This window comes from Pseudoalteromonas sp. S2893 (genome assembly GCF_005887105.1).
Lineage (GTDB): Bacteria > Pseudomonadota > Gammaproteobacteria > Enterobacterales > Alteromonadaceae > Pseudoalteromonas > Pseudoalteromonas atlantica.
Map to the genome: position 1 here is coordinate 1 of NZ_PNCY01000007.1, position 16,602 is coordinate 16,602.

A 16,602-nucleotide genomic window follows, 5' to 3' on the forward strand; every position below is an offset into this window, starting at 1 on the left:
AAAGCGGGCTTTAATATAATGGTGGAGAGATAGGGATTTGAACCCTAGATGGGCTACAAACCCATGCCGGTTTTCAAGACCGGTGCATTCGACCACTCTGCCATCTCTCCGCACGGCCTGCATAATAGGGAAACCCATTGGCTTTGTGAAGCTTTTTTTTAAAAAAATTGTTTAAGTGCTTAAAAAACAATTAATTTGTTTAAAGATAAAACAAATAATTTCTTTTTGATGCTTTAATGAACTTTAATTAAAAAATAACACTCTATTGATCTACAAAGGTTTGCCCAAACATATAAGAGTTGGTAATCTAATTTTAGTTAAATTATCGAAACAAACATGTTTCACTTAAAGGAGCTCTACAATGGCATTTAATCATTCGTACAATACCGCTAAACCGGTAATGTCGACCATTGAAACAAACAAGGTACTTAAAAACACCTATTTCTTACTGGCCATGACATTAGCATTTAGTGCTGTTACGGCGGGTATTTCAATGGCATTACAATTACCTTACTTTATGGGAATTGTGTTCACACTGGTTTCGTTTGGTTTATTATTTGTTGTAAACAAAAAAGCAGACTCAGCCTCAGGCGTGTTTTGGGTGTTTGCTTTTACAGGCTGTATGGGCGCAGGCCTTGGCCCACTACTTAACTATTATGCAGCTATGCCTAATGGCCCTATGCTTATTATGCAGGCGCTTGGTTCTACTGCATTAATATTTTTTGGTCTATCGGCTTATGCATTAAACACTAAAAAAGACTTCTCATTTATGGGTGGTTTTTTAACAGTAGGCTTACTAGTGGTTATTGTTGCAAGCATAGTTAACATCTTCATTGGCAGCTCGCTAATGTTTATGGTGCTTAACGCTGCTGTTGTGTTAATTATGTCTGGCTTAATCTTATTTGATACTAGCCGTATTATTAATGGCGGCGAAACTAACTACATTCGCGCGACGGTCGCTCTATACTTAAACGTATATAACCTATTTACTTCTTTACTGCACCTTCTTGGCGCAAGTGATGACTAATTAAATAGTTCTGTTAAAATAGCCCCTTTATTGGGGCTTTTTTATTGGAATTGTTTTGGCGCGATTTGTTCTTTCTTTACATACTCCTCCTTCAGATCATGACTCAACGCAACGTATTATAAAGTTTGCGAATGCATGTTTAGCACAAGGGCACACCATAGATGCGATATTTTTGTATCAAAATGGGATTTATCACGCATCAGCTCACTTTGAGCTAGCCTCTGACGAGCTGCAAATTCCAAAGCAATGGCAACAACTTGCAGATAAAAACGTCAACTTAATGCTATGTATTACTGCAGCAGAAAAACGTGGCTTAAACACAAGCCAAACAGGTGTGTTTACTGTAGCCGGCCTTGCAGAATTTGCCATGCTAGCGAGTGATGCAGATAAATGGATACAGTTTAAATGAAAAACGTTTTAGTAATGAGTCAATCCAGCCCTTTTGATGAGCTTAATACCCGCGATGCCCTAGACATCTCACTGATATTTGCCGCAGTTGATCAAAATATTAGCTGGCTATTTAGCGGCCCTGCTGTGCTTGCTTTAAAACATAATCAATCAACACAGCAACTTGGTGTAAAAGATTTTTTTAAAAACATCAAAACGCTTGAAATCTATGAAGTAGAAAACATATATGTATGTGAAAAATCGTTACTAGATTATAACTTAAGCAAATCTCAATTAATTATTGATTCAACCAGCCTCAATTACACTGAGCAACAGCAGCTGATCGGCCAGCAAGACTTTGTGGTGAACCTATGAGTACATTACATATTTTTTCAAAGCCACTGGCTTATTACGACTCTACTCAGCTTGAAAACTTAATTAAAGACACCGATAAAGTACTCCTTGTCGGTGATGCCTGTTATGCCGCTAAGCAGTATTTTCAATTAAACGATTCGTTATTGTTGCTTTTAGAGGATGCGCAGGCACGCGCAGTTAAACTAAGCCCAGGCCAAACACTTATTAATTACGATGAGTTTGTTGCCCTTACTCTATCTACTAACCAATCTATTACCTGGTAATCCATGCTTGAATTTAATAATCAACAAATCGACACTGATAAACAAGGCTACTTACTAGATTACACCTTGTGGACAAAAGAGTTAGCCCCCATTATCGCTGAGCAAGAAAACATTATCTTGAGTGAACAACACTGGGAAGTGATTAATTTTGTGCGCAATTTTTACTTAGAATATAACACCAGCCCAGCAATAAGAATGCTTGTTAAAGCCATGGCTAAAGCGCTTGGCGAGGACAAAGGCAATAGTATTTATTTGTATAAATTATTTCCCAAGGGGCCTGCAAAACAAGCCACAAAAATTGCCGGCTTACCCAAGCCCGCTAGGTGTATTTAATGGCGAACAAACCAATGCATAATCGCGCAAGTAAAAGTACCACTAAACGAACCACGGGTAGAACTTACTCACGCAGTGCGCTCACTAAAAAAAGTACAACTTCGCGTGAAATTAAACCCGCTATAGCGCCTAAAGATAGAAAAATTGTTTTATTTAACAAGCCTTACGATGTGCTTTGCCAATTTACAGACGATGCCAATAGAAAAACCTTGGCTGAATTTATTCCCATTAAAGGTGTATACGCTGCAGGCAGACTCGACCGTGACAGTGAAGGCTTGTTACTTTTAACAAACTGCGGAAAGCTTCAAAATACCCTTACCGCACCGAATAAAAAAACCAATAAAACCTATTGGGTGCAAGTTGAAGGCGAGCCTAGTGAAGAGGCCATTAATGCCCTGTGTAAAGGTGTTGAACTAAAAGATGGGATGACCTTACCCGCAAACGTAAAAATTATTGACGAGCCAAAACTTTGGCCTCGCGTGCCGCCGGTAAGAGAGCGAAAGTCGATTCCTACAACGTGGTTAAGTATTACAATTAATGAAGGACGTAATAGGCAAGTTCGCCGTATGACCGCCCATGTTGGGCACCCTACATTAAGGCTTATTCGCTACAGTATTGGCAATTACACGCTAGATGGCATAAGCAGCGCGCAGTACAGTGTTATAAAAGGTGAGGTAAATGCATAAACCCCATGTAACGGTGGCTGCTGTAGTAAAAAAAGGAGAGCGTTTTTTACTGGTAAAAGAGCGAGATAAATTTACTTCTAATATTTGTTATAACCAACCTGCCGGCCATTTAGAAGTAAACGAAACACTGGCTCAAGCAGCCAGTAGAGAGCTTTTTGAAGAAACAGGTTTGTCCCTAACGCCCACTGGCTTAATCGGTATTTATAACTTACATGCGGCTAATGGGGTGCATTACTTACGCTTTTGTTTTATGTTTGATGGCACTCAAATCACCACTGAGCCCTGCCCAAAAGATGCAGATATAATTAGTGCCAACTGGCACAGTTTAGGGGAAATTAAAGCACTGCCTCTAAGAAGCCATTTAGTTTTAAAATGTATTGAAGACAGCGTAAACCGCCCTATTCAAGACATAGACTTTATTTACGACGATAATTAAACATCTGCGCTTTATATAATTCTAAAAGCTATATAAATAGTCCAAGGCTATAAATTAACTTAATGCTAAACAATTTCGTCCTTGCCTTTTTGAATAATAAAGTGCGCTGTCGGCGGCCTTAATAAACTCTTTTTGATCGCAACTATCCTCTTTATTAATTGCGTGAATACCCATGCTCAGGGTTAAGTAGCCGGTAAAGCTGTCTTCATGAGGGATATGCAGCTCTTCAATTGCCTTTTGAATATGCTCTGCAATAAATAAGGCCCCTTGTTTATCGGTTTGAGGCAGCAATACAACAAATTCTTCTCCGCCATAACGCGCCACAAAGTCCTCTGTGCGGCTTACCGTACACGCTATTGCTTGCGCCACGTTATACAAACATAAATCACCTTCAACATGCCCGTAGCGGTCGTTAAAGAGTTTAAAGTGATCAATATCGATTAAAATAATTGCCAAATCGTCACCACACTCAACGGCTTTTTCGAACTCTTTACTTAGCTTTTCATCAAAACGACGTCTATTTGCTATTTGTGTTAGCGAATCTAAAAATGCCATGTCGCGTAAAATATTTTGATCTTCTAAACGCTTGGTCGCATCATTAAATACAGCAATATATTCATCGCCCAAATTGATTCCAGATACTTCCATGGTAATTGTATTACCGTTTTTACAAGTAACATGGTAATCATGCGCGGGGATGTCTTGTCCTGTTTCATTGCCAATTTCTAACGCCGATTGCCACGTCTTTTTCACGGACTCTCGATAGTGAGGATCTGGGTATGCATTAACCCACCACTGCTCTAAGTTAGGTAAGTCATCAACGGTATAACCAAATACATCTATAAAGCGCTGATTAACTCTAATAATATCACCGGTTTTGGCACACACATTAGAGATAGGCATAGGCAAAATAGTAAATAAATGGGCGTAGTGGCTCATCTCGTGGCGCTTCATAGGATGATGCATTTTTTTAGAAAGGAAACTGTATGGCGCATCTTCTTTTTCGTGAGAAAGCGAATGCTCCATAGTTAATACAAAGTACCACTCGTTCCACCATTTTTGTGTTGTTTCAACTAACGCCACTTCAGATTGGTTAATTAAATCTAAAGATGCGGTAACTGAATCAAAAATAGCATCAACGGGACTAGTCTGTTGAGAGTCTACGGGTACGTTGTGTTTAAATATTTCATGAAAAAGTTTGTAGGCAGATTGCTTAAACTCACTCGTCGGGTTTTCAAGTAACTGCTTTACATGAAAGCTTGAGTTAGTCGTATAAAACGTAATTAGGGTCGTAAGTTTTTTTACCTGAAAGGCGTAATTCATATATTCATTCCGTTGAAAATATTAAGGCAATAAAAATGCAAATTTAATACAAAAATCTTGCCTGTTCCTTAATTGTACAACAAACACAAGGTAATACGGACGCTATTATTATGCGCTCAGACAATAATGGCACCGAAATATCTTTTTACAATGGCTTATTTAAATTTTTCATCATTTTTTATGTTAAATGCGATTCAGTCTTATTTGCTATTTATTATATGAATAAAATAACTACAAAATCGTGTGTTTGCGCCACTCCTCCCTTTAAGCAAAAACAAAATGCGTGCTATAATCGCGGCCTTTCCAAGTTAACAGCAATCTGTATAAGCGAAACTATTCATGAGCGAAAATAGTCACATTAAAGTCATCGTTGGTATGTCCGGCGGTGTTGATTCTTCTGTATCTGCATATTTATTACAACAACAGGGCTACCAAGTAGAAGGCCTGTTTATGAAGAACTGGGAAGAAGACGACAATGACGAATACTGTGCAGCCGCTGAAGATTTAAAAGATGCACAAGCAGTGTGTGACAAATTAGGCATCGAGCTTCATACCGTTAACTTTGCAGCCGAATACTGGGATAACGTTTTTGAGTACTTTTTAGAAGAGTACAAAGCGGGCCGTACGCCAAACCCAGATATTATGTGTAACAAAGAAATTAAATTTAAAGCATTTTTAGAATTTGCAGCACAAGCACTTGGCGCCGATTATATTGCAACAGGCCATTATGTTCGTCGTGAACTACGAGACGACAAATACGTTATGTGCCGAGGCTTAGACGATAACAAAGATCAAAGCTATTTCTTATATACCTTAAGCCATGAACACATAGGCCAAACTCTTTTCCCAGTAGGCGATATAGCTAAACCAGACGTACGCCGTATTGCAGAAGAGCAAGACTTAATCACCCATGACAAAAAAGACAGCACCGGTATTTGTTTTATTGGTGAGCGTAAATTTAAAGACTTTTTACAAAAGTTTTTACCTGCTCAACCAGGTGTGATTGAAGATACTGACGGCAACAACGTAGGTGAGCATGAAGGGCTTATGTATCATACACTTGGCCAGCGTAAAGGCTTGTTAATTGGTGGCATGAAAGAAGGCTCTGGCGAGCCATGGTACGTGGTAGATAAAGACGTTGAGCGCAATGTGCTCGTTGTCGGACAAGGTAAAGACCACCCTCGCCTGTACAGCAATGGCCTAAACGCCAATCAATTACATTGGGTAGACCGTGTTGGTCCTCAAGGTACAACGCGCTGCACCGTTAAAACCCGTTACCGCCAAGAAGATATTAATTGTACCCTTCTCGTTGGGGAAGATGGTATGGCACGCGTATTGTTTGATGAACCACAAAAAGCCGTTACACCGGGTCAATCAGCTGTATTTTATGCCGATGATGTGTGTTTAGGTGGCGGTATTATAGATTCGGTGATTAAGTAATGAATCAACACCAAGTCATGGCGCTTGCCGCCATGTGCCAAGTGGCTAAACAAGTACAAAAAATCGCGCAATACGGCAGCGCAAACGATTCAGACTTAGACGTGCTATTTACAAGTATTGTACAAACATCACCCGCATCCCCGGTTGATGTTTACCAAGGTACGCATAACTTGCGCGACGGCTATAAAACATTAATGGCGCAGCTTACTGCTGGCGCTCAAAAAGATGTTGAAATAGTTAAGTACGTAGGTGGTTTGATGCAGCTTGAACGTATTTTAAATAACGAGCCAAAAAGCCTAGCTGAACTTGGCCGTCGTATCGACGACATTCATCGTCGCTTAGATCACTTTGCCATAACCGATGACACCGTAGTTGCCGGTTTAGCAGATATATACTCGTCGGTGCTGAGCCCCCTTGGGCACCGAATTCAGGTTTATGGTAAACCCGAGTTATTAAAACAGCAGCAAACGCAAAATAAAATTCGTGCCCTTTTATTAGCAGGAATTCGCAGTGCTGTATTATGGCGACAAATGGGCGGTAAACGCCGTCACTTTTTCTTTGCAAAAAGAAAAATTCTCGCTATTGCAAAAACAAACATTTAATTATCGTTCAAAACTAAAATTTAGGAGTTATTATGGAGCTTTCAGCGTTAACCGCTATCTCTCCAGTGGATGGTCGCTACGGCAGCAAAACCACTGAACTACGCAGTATTTTCAGCGAATTTGGCTTAATCAAATACCGCGTAACCGTTGAAGTGCGTTGGTTGCAAGCCTTAGCTGCAGCAAGCGATATTAAAGAAGTACCTGCATTTAGCGAACAAGCCAATGCACTTTTAAATGCCATAGTTGATAACTTCAGCGAAGCAGACGCACAGCGTGTTAAAGACATTGAACGCACCACAAACCACGATGTTAAAGCGGTAGAATATTTACTAAAAGAAAAAGTAGCCGATAACAGCGAAATTAACGCTATTAACGAGTTCATCCATTTTGCCTGTACATCAGAAGATATTAATAACCTATCTCATGGTTTAATGCTAAGCGAAGCTCGTGATAATGTGCTCCTTCCATACTGCGACCAACTACTTAACGCTATAAAAGAAAAAGCCATTGAGTACAAAGCAGTACCTATGATGACGCGTACCCACGGCCAACCAGCTACGCCTTCAACAATGGGTAAAGAGTTTGCTAACGTATACATGCGTTTAAAACGCCAACGCGACCAAATCGCACAGGTAGAAATGCTAGGTAAAATTAACGGTGCTGTAGGTAACTACAATGCTCACCTGAGTGCTTACCCAGATTACGATTGGCATACCCACGCAAGCAACTTTGTAACTAGCCTTGGTTTAACCTTTAACCCGTTCACTACACAAATAGAGCCGCATGACTACATTGCCGAGCTATTTGATGCTATTGCCCGCTTTAACACTATTTTACTTGATTTTGATCGTGACGTTTGGGGTTACATTGCCCTAAACCACTTTAAGCAAAAAACCATTGCTGGCGAAATCGGCTCTTCAACAATGCCGCATAAAGTAAACCCTATCGACTTTGAAAACTCAGAAGGTAACCTAGGCTTAGCAAATGCTATATTTGCTCACCTTGCACAAAAACTGCCTGTTTCTCGTTGGCAGCGTGACCTTACCGACTCAACCGTTTTACGTAACTTAGGTGTGGGTATGGGCTACACGCTTATTGCGTATCAATCTACACTTAAAGGCGTAAGCAAGCTTGAAGTAAATGAGCAACGTTTACTTGATGAGCTTGATCAAAACTGGGAATTACTTGCTGAGCCAATTCAAACGGTTATGCGTAAATACGGTATTGAAAAACCATACGAAAAACTTAAAGATTTAACGCGTGGTAAACGTGTAAATCAAGAGATTATGGCCGACTTTATCGATGGTTTAGACCTGCCAGAGCACGCTAAAGTAGAAATGAAAAAACTAACACCTGCCAACTACATTGGCCGCGCTGTTGAGTTTATTGACGATTTAGTTTAAATACTAAATTGCGCATATAAAAAGCGAAAGGATAATCCCTTTCGCTTTTTTTGTACTAAAAATTATAGGCCAACTCTATGTACCAATTAAAAATAAACAACCTCTGTGAGCAAGAATTTTTAAACCAATACTGGCAAAAAAAACCGCTATTAATTAAACAAGGCTTTACAGACTTTCAAGACCCAATAGAGGCAGAAGAGCTTGCCGGTCTTGCTATGGAAGAAAGTATAGAGTCGCGAATTGTTACTAACCACAATAACGATTGGCGAGCATACCAAGGCCCATTTGAAGACTTTGAAAAATTAACTGAGCAACACGCTACTTTATTGGTACAAGCGGTTGATCATTGGCATAGCGATGCAGCACAACTGCTTCACCCATTTAGGTTTATACCTAACTGGCGAATAGATGATTTAATGATCAGCTACTCAACCCCTAAAGGCGGCGTAGGTCCGCACCTAGATCAGTACGATGTATTTATTATACAGGGCGAGGGTAAGCGTCATTGGCGTGTTGGCCTACCTGATCCAACACTTAAACAATTTGCGCAAAATAAAAAACTACTGCAAGTTGAGCAATTTGAAGCCGTTATAGATTGTATTTTAGAGCCCGGCGATATTTTATATATACCACCTGGGTGCCCTCACGAAGGCTATGCAATAGAAAACGCCCTTAACTACTCGGTTGGGTTTAGAGCGCCTAATCAGCAAGACTTATTTTCTAGTTTTGCCGATCATGTTATTGATACCGACAGCGGCCAAAAACGCTATACCGATCATACTTTAACCCTTAGGGACTCTAAAGGTGAGCTTTTACAGAGCGAAACCGATAAAGTTAAAACCCTTATGCAAGCGCTACTTAATAACGATGAGCTATTTAAGCATTGGCTTGGTAATACCTTAAGCCAAGCCAAGCACGAAATGGACTTAGCACCACTTGAAGAGCCTATAACCTGCGAGCAAATGAGTGATTTAATAGCAAACAATGCAGAAGAATTTAAGCGTTTAGGTGGCATACGTGCTATCTATCAGCAGCTAGAAGACACCTTATTATTAAGTATTAATGGCGAAAACTACCCGTTACCACTTTGCGACTTAAATGCCGTTAAACTATTAACAGATCATGATTATGTTAATACCGACGATTTAAACGCAGCGCAGCCCAGCCTAGTTTTTATTCAAACCTTTACTACACTAGTTAATGAGGGGATGTGGTTTAATTAGAGGTGCGCTATGGGCTATCAAATTAATAAGGTCGAGTGGGATAGGCAAAAAGACCAGCTACAACAAATACGTGAAAAAGTATTTGTATATGAGCTACACATACCCAAACGAATAGAATTTGATAGCCAAGACAAACTAGCACACCATGTGCTAGTTACTCACAACAGTAACGCCCCCGTAGCCACAGGTAGGCTGTGTACAGATGGTTTAATAGGCCGAATAGCCGTTTTACCCGCACACCGTAATCGCCACGTTTATACTTCATTACTTACTTTTATTGTTAATCTTGCCGCTAACGATGGGCACCAAGTTATTAGTATTAATTGTATTTTAAACGAAGTTGAACGTTTTAAACGAAACGGCTTTATACAACAAGGCGGTGTTTTTATGGAAGCAGGTATACCTAGGCAGCGAATGCAATGCCAAGTGTCTGAGTTTGTCACTAAACCATTTACATTAGTACATTAAAAAAGGGCCGTTAATAGCCCTTTTTTACGTTTATACAAGCGATACCTTATTTTGGTTCATTAGCCCAAAGTTGCTCGTTTTCATGCATTTCGTATAAGCCGTGAGCACGGTTTATAAGTAAGTTAGCAAAGTCGACTTGGGTTTTATCGCGTGCGCCAACACTCATTATTTGATCTGCTTTTAACTGCCATTGTAATGAAAAATAACGCATAGCATCGCGCGCATCTTTTGCTGCACTTACTTCTGCATGATCAGTAGGTAAGCGCCCTGTTATTACCCAGTAGCTCTTGCCATTTTGCGCTTTAAATTTCCACATAGCACACAATGGCGCTAAAAAGCGGCTGTCTTTGTCTATTACTGATTTAGGCATAATGCCTTTTTCTGCTAAGTATTTTTGGGCGTTTTGAAAACACTCGCGTTGCCAAGCAGCCCGTTGTTGCTCTATTTGTGCTTGCTCTTGCGCTGTTAATGGTTTTTTTTCTTCTTGCTGCATTTTATTAACCTTTACTGCTTTTTTTCTACACTCTAAGTGCATAACAAATAAGGTGCAAGCATAAAACACCTGCTTTGCACCTTAAATACACCATTTGATTTGTTTTTAATCACAATTGCGCTTAAGCAATAATAAATCGCTGTTATTTTATATTGTGATCAAACGAGCCTACATCACCTGGGAACACCACAGGCGATTCAATCCCGTCTTTGCTTATCGCTGCAACACCAAAATAGTAATTATCAATAACCACGTTTTTAAGTGTAGCTTTACTTACATTGCCCACATCTTGGCTAAATTGCCATTGTGGCTCACTGGTATAGCGCCAATAAATACGATAACCGGCAATATTACTATCATCTGAACTTTGCCACGAAAGCGTAGTGTCAGCCTTAACCGCGCCTTCAATTTTTACCTGTTTAGGGGGAGCTGGCGCCCAAGCCATTGAAGCCATTGTTACTGCGTTCAGTGATGTAAGCTTTGCTGTGTAGTCAAAATCAACGCCATCTATGGTATCGCCATAAACCACCCCATTTTCTGTACGTAAATCTTGATGTTGTCGGTCGTAATGCTCATTAGTTTCCATAATTCTGACTGCTGCAAAACCCGCATCGTTAAACGGTCTATGGTGCCCGCCCCGGCCAAATCTATCTAACCTGTAAACTAACATTGTATCTAAATTTGGAATGTACCTATCGGCAATTGTATCTATATAGCGCGCTAAGTTACGGCTCGCCGAATCGACTTCACCACCTGTAAAACGGCGCGTTCTTGCTTGTTGTTTCGTTTCTACTACACGCGTGCCTTCTGAGAAAATACGCGCCGTTGTATTGTCGGTAACGCCATTAATACCGGTAATATTGCCAATCATGTCGTTATTTAAAACGCCATGTACTTGCCAATTGTGCTCTTGCGCATACGCTGTGAGTATTTTACCGCCAAATAAACCTTGCTCTTCGCCAGACAACGCTGCATACACAACTGAGCCATTAAATTTATGCTTGCTTAGTACACGTGCAGCTTCAATAACCCCTGCCACGCCTGAAGCGTTATCATTAGCACCCGGTGAATCACTGGTAAAGTCCATTACATCGCTCACCCGCGAATCAATATCACCCGACATAATAACCATTCGGTTTGGCTCAGTACTACCACGCTGAATGGCCACTATATTCACTACTTCAACAGGATTAGGAATTCGTTTTTCACCTGATATAGTGTCTTTAACTTCAATAACTTCTAGGCAACCACCACATTGCGCTGATATTTTTTCAAACTCTTTTTTGATCCAGCGCCGTGCAGCACCTATGCCCCGTGTATCTGACTTAGTTTCAGAAAGAGTATGGCGGGTACCAAAATCCACCAGCGTTTGTATGTCGCTCCCAATACGTTTAGCTGAAACCTGCGCTGCAATATCATGTAGCTTTTGTTGTTCTTCATATTTTATGCTGGCATGAGCCTGTGTTGATAAGCCTGCCGTACAAGCAAAGGCTAACGTACTCAATTTAATAAGTTTAGTGGTAATAGAAAAAGAGGTTTTGCGCATTATAAGCTCCTTATTTTTTACCTTACCATTACTCAACAACCTATATAGTGCAACTATTTTGAGTTAAAGCTTTATACAAGTAAGCTCAACTGTAAAAATTAACCACACTTAAGTACTCCCCTCTTTTAAGTAACCAAGCGCATTACAAACCTTGTTACATAAATACGCTATATACATAGCGTGTTTTCGTGGCAAACTAATGGGGTGTTTTATTTGTATTTGTAACCTATGCGCCAGCTTAAAGCCGACACTGTCTCTGCCAATTTAATAGCCACTAGTAACAACCAATATGGGCCTATTTGTGTTTATCAAAATAAGGCCTATCGCTGGTTAACACTTGCCCAAAATGCGCAAAGCGTTATCACTATTCAAGGGGTGATGAGCCTTAATGAGAATGAACAATTACTGATTGCGGTTAATCAATGTATGCTGTTATTTTTACTCAAAGCAGCTGAGCCACTACGGGTTTTAAATTTAGGTTTAGGCACTGCGGGCATTGAACGAGCCATTCATTATTTACATAACAAAACGGCTTATATAAATAACTTAGCTGTGTTTGACAGTGTAGAAATAAACCCCGCGATGATAAGCGTTGCTAAGCACCATTTTAACTTGCCCGCTAATCATACAGTGCACTTACAAAATGCAGAGCTGTTTGTTGCAACGTGCACGCGCACATACAATGTCATTACAATTGATATTTTTAGTGGCGATGTACATCAAGACTTTTTATCTAACAGCGTATTTTGGCAAAACATACGTCGCTGCAGCGGGCTAAATGCGCAAATTATTATAAATTTAAACCCTAAAACAGGAAAAGAGCTCCAAGCTTTACTCGTCCTGTTTAGGCAACATTTTAGCTGTATTGCCCTTATAGAATTTAACGAATACAAAAATATTGTCGTGATGCTTTCTCAGCAAAGCTTAGTGCACATTAATAAAGAAGAAATAGCCCATTCGCCATTATTTAAAACGTGGGCGCCCACCCTTCACAACGACATAAACAGCATTTATCACATAGAGTAATTTAGCGCCCTGGTTCGTGTTTTTCATAGCACGGCAAATGGGTTTCTAATTGCTCCCAATTGGCTTTAGAGGTAACAAAATTATGCGACATTACCTGTTCAGTAATATCGTCATCTATCAACCCTAGGCGTATTCGCAAGCGAGATTTATCCTCTGCATTAGCACTGTAAATAGGTGAGCCACATGTTTTACAAAAAAAGCGCGCACGCCCAAGTTTGAAATTAAATTCAGTTAAATTATCTTCACCTTTGGTAAGTGTAAATTCGTGAGTGTTTACAAAACCATTAGTAGCAAAAGCAGTCCCGCTGTTTTTTCTGCATAGTGAGCAGTGACAATGAATAATTTGAGAAATAGCCCCTCTAATTTCAACACTTACCGCTTTACATAGGCACGTTCCAGTATACATATAATCCCTTTTATTATTTTTAATTGCGTGTAGTTAGGTATTTTACGCGTTTAAAATATAAACGTCAGTAGAATAGATAAAATACAATATTGGTTGACTAACTTAAACTAAATTGGTTATATAGATTTTAAGTTTTAAAAATTAAAATCCATATATTGGTTAACCAATTTATATACCTATACTTAGATTAGTAAAAGAGGGATTATGCGCGTTAAATACAGCTTACTGTTAGTGGCCTGCTCAGGATTATTAGCCTGTAGCCAAAACAATCAAAACGCTCCCTCTGCAAAGTGGTTATTAGTAGATAACTTTGAACAACCGCTAAAAGGCTGGACAAAGGCTGACACAGACAACCAAACTCAACCTTATGTCGCTAACCCACAAGTAACTAAAATAGAAGTTGAGGACACAGCCAAAGGGATAAACCATTTTTTAATTAAAAAGCCTGCCGAAAAGGGTATTGTCGGCAACCGCAAAGCCCTCAGCTATAAAAAGCTTCCAAAAACAGTGCCCGTTGGCGAAACCTACACTTTTTTTACCCGCATTAACGTTGCCTCTTTTCCAAATAACCATGCTTTTGGATTAAGTAACTTAGAGCCAGAGCAAATAAACGTTCATGGCTACGACGCCTTTGAAGCCACTCTACGAGTAACCGATAAAACCGAATCAAATGGGTTAGTCAATACCGGGGCGCTAATGGTCAAAACTGATAAAGGCTATAGTAATATCCAAAACTATGCACAAGCGCAATCGGCTAAACCACTTGATACAAACAGTTGGTACAACATTTGGTACGTTGTTAATAATGCATCGGTAAAAATGCAAGGCCAGCAATACAATGTATATGTACAAGGCGGCGAATTTAAAAACCAAACCTTAGTGTATAAAAATGCCACCTTTAGAATGAAACGCGAACGCCCACTTAGCTATTTTTTAGCTAACTGTAATACGGGCCCACATAAAAAGCCTTACGGAAATGGCGGTTTACGCTATGACGACATTTACATGATTAAAGGCGTAAACCTCACAAACCCTATTCGATAAAAGTAGCAGTGTAAATTAGTCGCTAAAGATCTACAGCGCGCCACTTAAATGGTATGATCATTTTCTATTATTTGTCATTTAAGTTTATAAAATGTATCGATTATTCGAAAAAATGACCAACGCATTTCCTGAGCAAAAGCCAACGCAGCCGCCCTCTACCTTATTTGCGTTTCATCGTCATTACACTAAAGGTATGGAGCTGTCGTTAGTTTTAATGTCTGTTAGTGCTGCCCTGCTTGCCATTTTAGAGGTATCGTTATTTAGCTATATGGGCCAATTAGTAGATTGGTTGGGCACCTACACACCGCAAACCCTGTTTGAAGAGCAAAAAGCCGAACTTATAAAAATGGCGGTAGTGCTTTTAGTGATATTGCCTATTGTGGTGTTTTTTCACTCGGCTATTTTGCATCAAGCATTACTGGGTAATTACCCTATGTCGATTCGTTGGTCGGCGCATAGATACTTATTACGCCAAAGTGTTAGCTTTTATCAAAACGAGTTTGCAGGGCGTATTGCCACAAAAGTAATGCAAACATCACTGGCCGTACGAGAAGCCGTAATGAAACTGCTCGATGTACTAATGTATATTGTGGTTTATTTTGGCGCTATGGTGTTTTTAGTTGCTGAAGCTGATTGGCGTTTAATGCTACCGCTTTTAGTGTGGGTAATTATTTATGCCGCTATTCAAATGTACTTTGTGCCAAAACTTAAAAAAATTGCCAGCTCGCAGGCCGATGCGCGCTCTGAAATGACCGGCCGTATAGTCGATAGCTATACAAATATATCAACCATTAAGCTTTTTTCGTACACACAACGTGAAGAACAATACGCTAAACAAAGTATGGATGTATTTTTACAGCCTGTTTATAAGCAAATGCGTTTAGTAACCAGCCTTAACTTTGCCATTAATAGCCTAAATTACTTATTAGTATTTAGTGTGGCCGCACTATCCCTTTATTTATGGTCGTTAAGTGCAATTAGCGCAGGCGCCATTGCTGTTGCTGTTAGTTTATCGCTTAGATTAAATGGCATGGCGCAGTGGATCATGTGGGAAATAAGCAGCTTGTTTGAAAACATTGGTACCGCAACCGATGGCATGAAAACCTTATCTACGCCCATTAAAGTAGATGACAAACCCGATGCAAAAACGCTTAACGTTTCTAAGGGCGATATCGCTTTTTCAAATGTTCACTTTAACTACGGCAAAGCCGCTAACGAAACTAATCGCGGTCCGGTAATGAACGGCCTAAACCTACATATCAAACCCGGTGAAAAAATTGGCTTAGTGGGTCGCTCTGGCGCTGGTAAATCAACATTAGTTAATTTACTCCTGCGCTTTTACGATACGGATTCGGGGACAATTAAAATTGATGGCCAAAACATTACCGATGTAAGCCAAGAAAGCCTTCGCCGCTATATAGCCATGGTTACGCAAGACACCTCCCTGCTTCACCGCTCTGTAAAAGATAATATTTTATACGGCCGACCCGATGCCTCAGAAGCCGAAATGCTCAGCGCTGCCAAGCAAGCTAAAGCACTCGAGTTTATAAGCGATTTAGAAGATAGCAAAGGCAATAAAGGGTTTGATGCTCAAGTAGGCGAGCGCGGTGTAACCCTCTCCGGCGGGCAACGCCAGCGTATCGCTATAGCGCGGGTATTACTTAAAAATGCACCTATTTTAATACTCGATGAAGCCACCAGCGCGCTCGACTCAGAAGTAGAAGCCGCAATACAAGCAAGCCTAGATGATTTAATGACAGGTAAAACTGTGATTGCCATTGCTCACAGGCTATCGACCATTGCGCAAATGGACAGACTTATTGTACTTGATGAAGGACGCGTTGTAGAGCAAGGCAGCCACGAAGCGCTCATTGCGCAAAATGGTATTTATGCTGGCCTTTGGGCGCATCAAACCGGTGGGTTTATTGGTGTAGATTAGGGCGTGTTGATCTTTGCGAATTGAAATTTGTTCAATCTAGGGGCGATCAAATCGCGGCGCGAGGTTTGCAACCTAGTGGGCTAAGTAAAAACCGAGCAACAAAGAGTTTATCGCCCCTAGGCAGAACCCAAAGGGCAGCGTATGTTTGGCATTTATGCTGCGTTATCGCCTATTTATGGGGA

19 protein-coding genes and 1 tRNA gene are annotated in these 16,602 nt (G+C 40.3%); 15 read left to right on the forward strand and 5 right to left on the reverse strand.

The annotated features are described in order from the left end of the window. Positions 1 to 19: 19 nt before the first annotated feature. Positions 20 to 110: transfer RNA gene (locus CWC04_RS03375), tRNA-Ser, on the reverse strand. 251 nt (positions 111 to 361) lie between these two features. Between CWC04_RS03375 and CWC04_RS03380 the strand changes: the two genes are divergently transcribed. Genes CWC04_RS03380 through CWC04_RS03410 form a run of 7 tightly spaced genes read left to right on the forward strand, consistent with a single transcriptional unit; the run spans position 362 to position 3,507 of the window. Continuing rightward, positions 362 to 1,027: a Bax inhibitor-1/YccA family protein gene (locus CWC04_RS03380; RefSeq protein ID WP_004586716.1), complete on the forward strand. Its 666-nt coding sequence runs from the start codon at positions 362 to 364 to the stop codon at positions 1,025 to 1,027. Positions 1,028 to 1,082: 55 nt separating this feature from the next. Continuing rightward, positions 1,083 to 1,436, forward strand: a complete 354-nt coding sequence (gene tusD, locus CWC04_RS03385; protein ID WP_138684607.1) for a sulfurtransferase complex subunit TusD — start codon at positions 1,083 to 1,085, stop codon at positions 1,434 to 1,436. Beyond that, the gene (gene tusC / locus CWC04_RS03390; RefSeq protein WP_138684608.1) at positions 1,433 to 1,789 is read left to right on the forward strand and encodes a sulfurtransferase complex subunit TusC; all 357 of its coding nucleotides are present in this window, start codon (positions 1,433 to 1,435) and stop codon (positions 1,787 to 1,789) included. Before tusD ends, tusC begins: the two co-directional genes overlap by 4 nt. Next, the gene (tusB, locus tag CWC04_RS03395) at positions 1,786 to 2,052 is read left to right on the forward strand and encodes a sulfurtransferase complex subunit TusB (protein WP_054982589.1); all 267 of its coding nucleotides are present in this window, start codon (positions 1,786 to 1,788) and stop codon (positions 2,050 to 2,052) included. The genes tusC and tusB overlap by 4 nt, the downstream gene beginning before the upstream one ends. Before the next feature lie 3 nt (positions 2,053 to 2,055). Then, positions 2,056 to 2,385, forward strand: a complete 330-nt coding sequence (locus CWC04_RS03400) for a TusE/DsrC/DsvC family sulfur relay protein (RefSeq protein WP_004586720.1) — start codon at positions 2,056 to 2,058, stop codon at positions 2,383 to 2,385. Next, on the forward strand, positions 2,385 to 3,071 hold the full coding sequence (locus CWC04_RS03405) for a pseudouridine synthase (RefSeq protein WP_138684609.1): 687 nt from the start codon (positions 2,385 to 2,387) through the stop codon (positions 3,069 to 3,071). Before CWC04_RS03400 ends, CWC04_RS03405 begins: the two co-directional genes overlap by 1 nt. Further along, entirely contained in the window at positions 3,064 to 3,507 is a 444-nt protein-coding gene (locus CWC04_RS03410) for an NUDIX domain-containing protein (RefSeq protein WP_138684610.1), read from the forward strand. The genes CWC04_RS03405 and CWC04_RS03410 overlap by 8 nt, the downstream gene beginning before the upstream one ends. 54 nt (positions 3,508 to 3,561) lie before the next feature. Here CWC04_RS03410 and CWC04_RS03415 read toward each other — a convergent pair whose 3' ends face one another. Beyond that, entirely contained in the window at positions 3,562 to 4,830 is a 1,269-nt protein-coding gene (locus CWC04_RS03415; protein WP_138684611.1) for a sensor domain-containing diguanylate cyclase, read from the reverse strand. 339 nt (positions 4,831 to 5,169) lie between these two features. On the opposite strand from CWC04_RS03415, the gene mnmA reads away from it, so the two are divergent. The 5 genes from mnmA (at position 5,170) to CWC04_RS03440 (ending at position 9,966) form a co-directional block, all read left to right on the forward strand. Then, positions 5,170 to 6,270: a tRNA 2-thiouridine(34) synthase MnmA gene (mnmA, locus tag CWC04_RS03420; RefSeq protein ID WP_004586724.1), complete on the forward strand. Its 1,101-nt coding sequence runs from the start codon at positions 5,170 to 5,172 to the stop codon at positions 6,268 to 6,270. Further along, on the forward strand, positions 6,270 to 6,872 hold the full coding sequence (hflD, locus tag CWC04_RS03425; RefSeq protein ID WP_004586725.1) for a high frequency lysogenization protein HflD: 603 nt from the start codon (positions 6,270 to 6,272) through the stop codon (positions 6,870 to 6,872). The genes mnmA and hflD overlap by 1 nt, the downstream gene beginning before the upstream one ends. Before the next feature lie 32 nt (positions 6,873 to 6,904). After that, positions 6,905 to 8,275, forward strand: coding sequence for an adenylosuccinate lyase (gene purB, locus CWC04_RS03430; RefSeq protein ID WP_024033516.1), 1,371 nt, complete (start codon positions 6,905 to 6,907; stop codon positions 8,273 to 8,275). Between the two features lie 77 nt (positions 8,276 to 8,352). Beyond that, a complete protein-coding gene (locus tag CWC04_RS03435) occupies positions 8,353 to 9,498 on the forward strand; it encodes a cupin domain-containing protein (protein WP_138684612.1) in 1,146 nt (381 codons plus the stop codon). Positions 9,499 to 9,507: 9 nt separating this feature from the next. Beyond that, entirely contained in the window at positions 9,508 to 9,966 is a 459-nt protein-coding gene (locus CWC04_RS03440) for a GNAT family N-acetyltransferase (protein WP_029772652.1), read from the forward strand. Between the two features lie 46 nt (positions 9,967 to 10,012). On the opposite strand, the gene CWC04_RS03445 is transcribed toward CWC04_RS03440, so the two are convergent. Together CWC04_RS03445 and CWC04_RS03450 are read right to left on the reverse strand one after the other, a co-directional pair. After that, complete coding sequence (locus CWC04_RS03445; RefSeq protein ID WP_138684613.1) at positions 10,013 to 10,459, reverse strand: DUF4826 family protein; 447 nt, start codon at positions 10,457 to 10,459, stop codon at positions 10,013 to 10,015. Between the two features lie 142 nt (positions 10,460 to 10,601). Next, on the reverse strand, positions 10,602 to 12,005 hold the full coding sequence (locus tag CWC04_RS03450) for a M28 family peptidase (RefSeq protein ID WP_138684614.1): 1,404 nt from the start codon (positions 12,003 to 12,005) through the stop codon (positions 10,602 to 10,604). A gap of 228 nt (positions 12,006 to 12,233) precedes the next feature. Between CWC04_RS03450 and CWC04_RS03455 the strand changes: the two genes are divergently transcribed. Then, positions 12,234 to 13,031, forward strand: a complete 798-nt coding sequence (locus CWC04_RS03455; protein WP_138684615.1) for a class I SAM-dependent methyltransferase — start codon at positions 12,234 to 12,236, stop codon at positions 13,029 to 13,031. A gap of 1 nt (position 13,032) precedes the next feature. Here the strand turns inward: CWC04_RS03455 and CWC04_RS03460 are convergent, their stop codons facing one another. Further along, entirely contained in the window at positions 13,033 to 13,437 is a 405-nt protein-coding gene (locus tag CWC04_RS03460) for a GFA family protein (protein ID WP_138684616.1), read from the reverse strand. Positions 13,438 to 13,641: 204 nt separating this feature from the next. On the opposite strand from CWC04_RS03460, the gene CWC04_RS03465 reads away from it, so the two are divergent. Next, on the forward strand, positions 13,642 to 14,481 hold the full coding sequence (locus tag CWC04_RS03465; RefSeq protein WP_138684617.1) for a hypothetical protein: 840 nt from the start codon (positions 13,642 to 13,644) through the stop codon (positions 14,479 to 14,481). Positions 14,482 to 14,572: 91 nt separating this feature from the next. Continuing rightward, complete coding sequence (locus CWC04_RS03470) at positions 14,573 to 16,420, forward strand: ABC transporter ATP-binding protein (protein WP_138684618.1); 1,848 nt, start codon at positions 14,573 to 14,575, stop codon at positions 16,418 to 16,420. The last annotated feature ends 182 nt before the right edge of the window (positions 16,421 to 16,602 follow it).

Excerpts from the sequence above, each read along its gene's own strand:
- CWC04_RS03380 (WP_004586716.1), top strand. The coding sequence starts at position 362 with ATGGCATTTAATCATTCGTACAATACCGCTAAACCGGTAATGTCGACC.
- tusC (WP_138684608.1), top strand. The coding sequence starts at position 1,433 with ATGAAAAACGTTTTAGTAATGAGTCAATCCAGCCCTTTTGATGAGCTT.
- tusB (WP_054982589.1), top strand. The coding sequence starts at position 1,786 with ATGAGTACATTACATATTTTTTCAAAGCCACTGGCTTATTACGACTCT.
- CWC04_RS03400 (WP_004586720.1), top strand. The coding sequence starts at position 2,056 with ATGCTTGAATTTAATAATCAACAAATCGACACTGATAAACAAGGCTAC.
- CWC04_RS03405 (WP_138684609.1), top strand. The coding sequence starts at position 2,385 with ATGGCGAACAAACCAATGCATAATCGCGCAAGTAAAAGTACCACTAAA.
- CWC04_RS03410 (WP_138684610.1), top strand. The coding sequence starts at position 3,064 with ATGCATAAACCCCATGTAACGGTGGCTGCTGTAGTAAAAAAAGGAGAG.
- CWC04_RS03415 (WP_138684611.1), bottom strand. The coding sequence starts at position 4,830 with ATGAATTACGCCTTTCAGGTAAAAAAACTTACGACCCTAATTACGTTT.
- mnmA (WP_004586724.1), top strand. The coding sequence starts at position 5,170 with ATGAGCGAAAATAGTCACATTAAAGTCATCGTTGGTATGTCCGGCGGT.
- hflD (WP_004586725.1), top strand. The coding sequence starts at position 6,270 with ATGAATCAACACCAAGTCATGGCGCTTGCCGCCATGTGCCAAGTGGCT.
- purB (WP_024033516.1), top strand. The coding sequence starts at position 6,905 with ATGGAGCTTTCAGCGTTAACCGCTATCTCTCCAGTGGATGGTCGCTAC.
- CWC04_RS03435 (WP_138684612.1), top strand. The coding sequence starts at position 8,353 with ATGTACCAATTAAAAATAAACAACCTCTGTGAGCAAGAATTTTTAAAC.
- CWC04_RS03440 (WP_029772652.1), top strand. The coding sequence starts at position 9,508 with ATGGGCTATCAAATTAATAAGGTCGAGTGGGATAGGCAAAAAGACCAG.
- CWC04_RS03445 (WP_138684613.1), bottom strand. The coding sequence starts at position 10,459 with ATGCAGCAAGAAGAAAAAAAACCATTAACAGCGCAAGAGCAAGCACAA.
- CWC04_RS03450 (WP_138684614.1), bottom strand. The coding sequence starts at position 12,005 with ATGCGCAAAACCTCTTTTTCTATTACCACTAAACTTATTAAATTGAGT.
- CWC04_RS03455 (WP_138684615.1), top strand. The coding sequence starts at position 12,234 with ATGCGCCAGCTTAAAGCCGACACTGTCTCTGCCAATTTAATAGCCACT.
- CWC04_RS03460 (WP_138684616.1), bottom strand. The coding sequence starts at position 13,437 with ATGTATACTGGAACGTGCCTATGTAAAGCGGTAAGTGTTGAAATTAGA.
- CWC04_RS03465 (WP_138684617.1), top strand. The coding sequence starts at position 13,642 with ATGCGCGTTAAATACAGCTTACTGTTAGTGGCCTGCTCAGGATTATTA.
- CWC04_RS03470 (WP_138684618.1), top strand. The coding sequence starts at position 14,573 with ATGTATCGATTATTCGAAAAAATGACCAACGCATTTCCTGAGCAAAAG.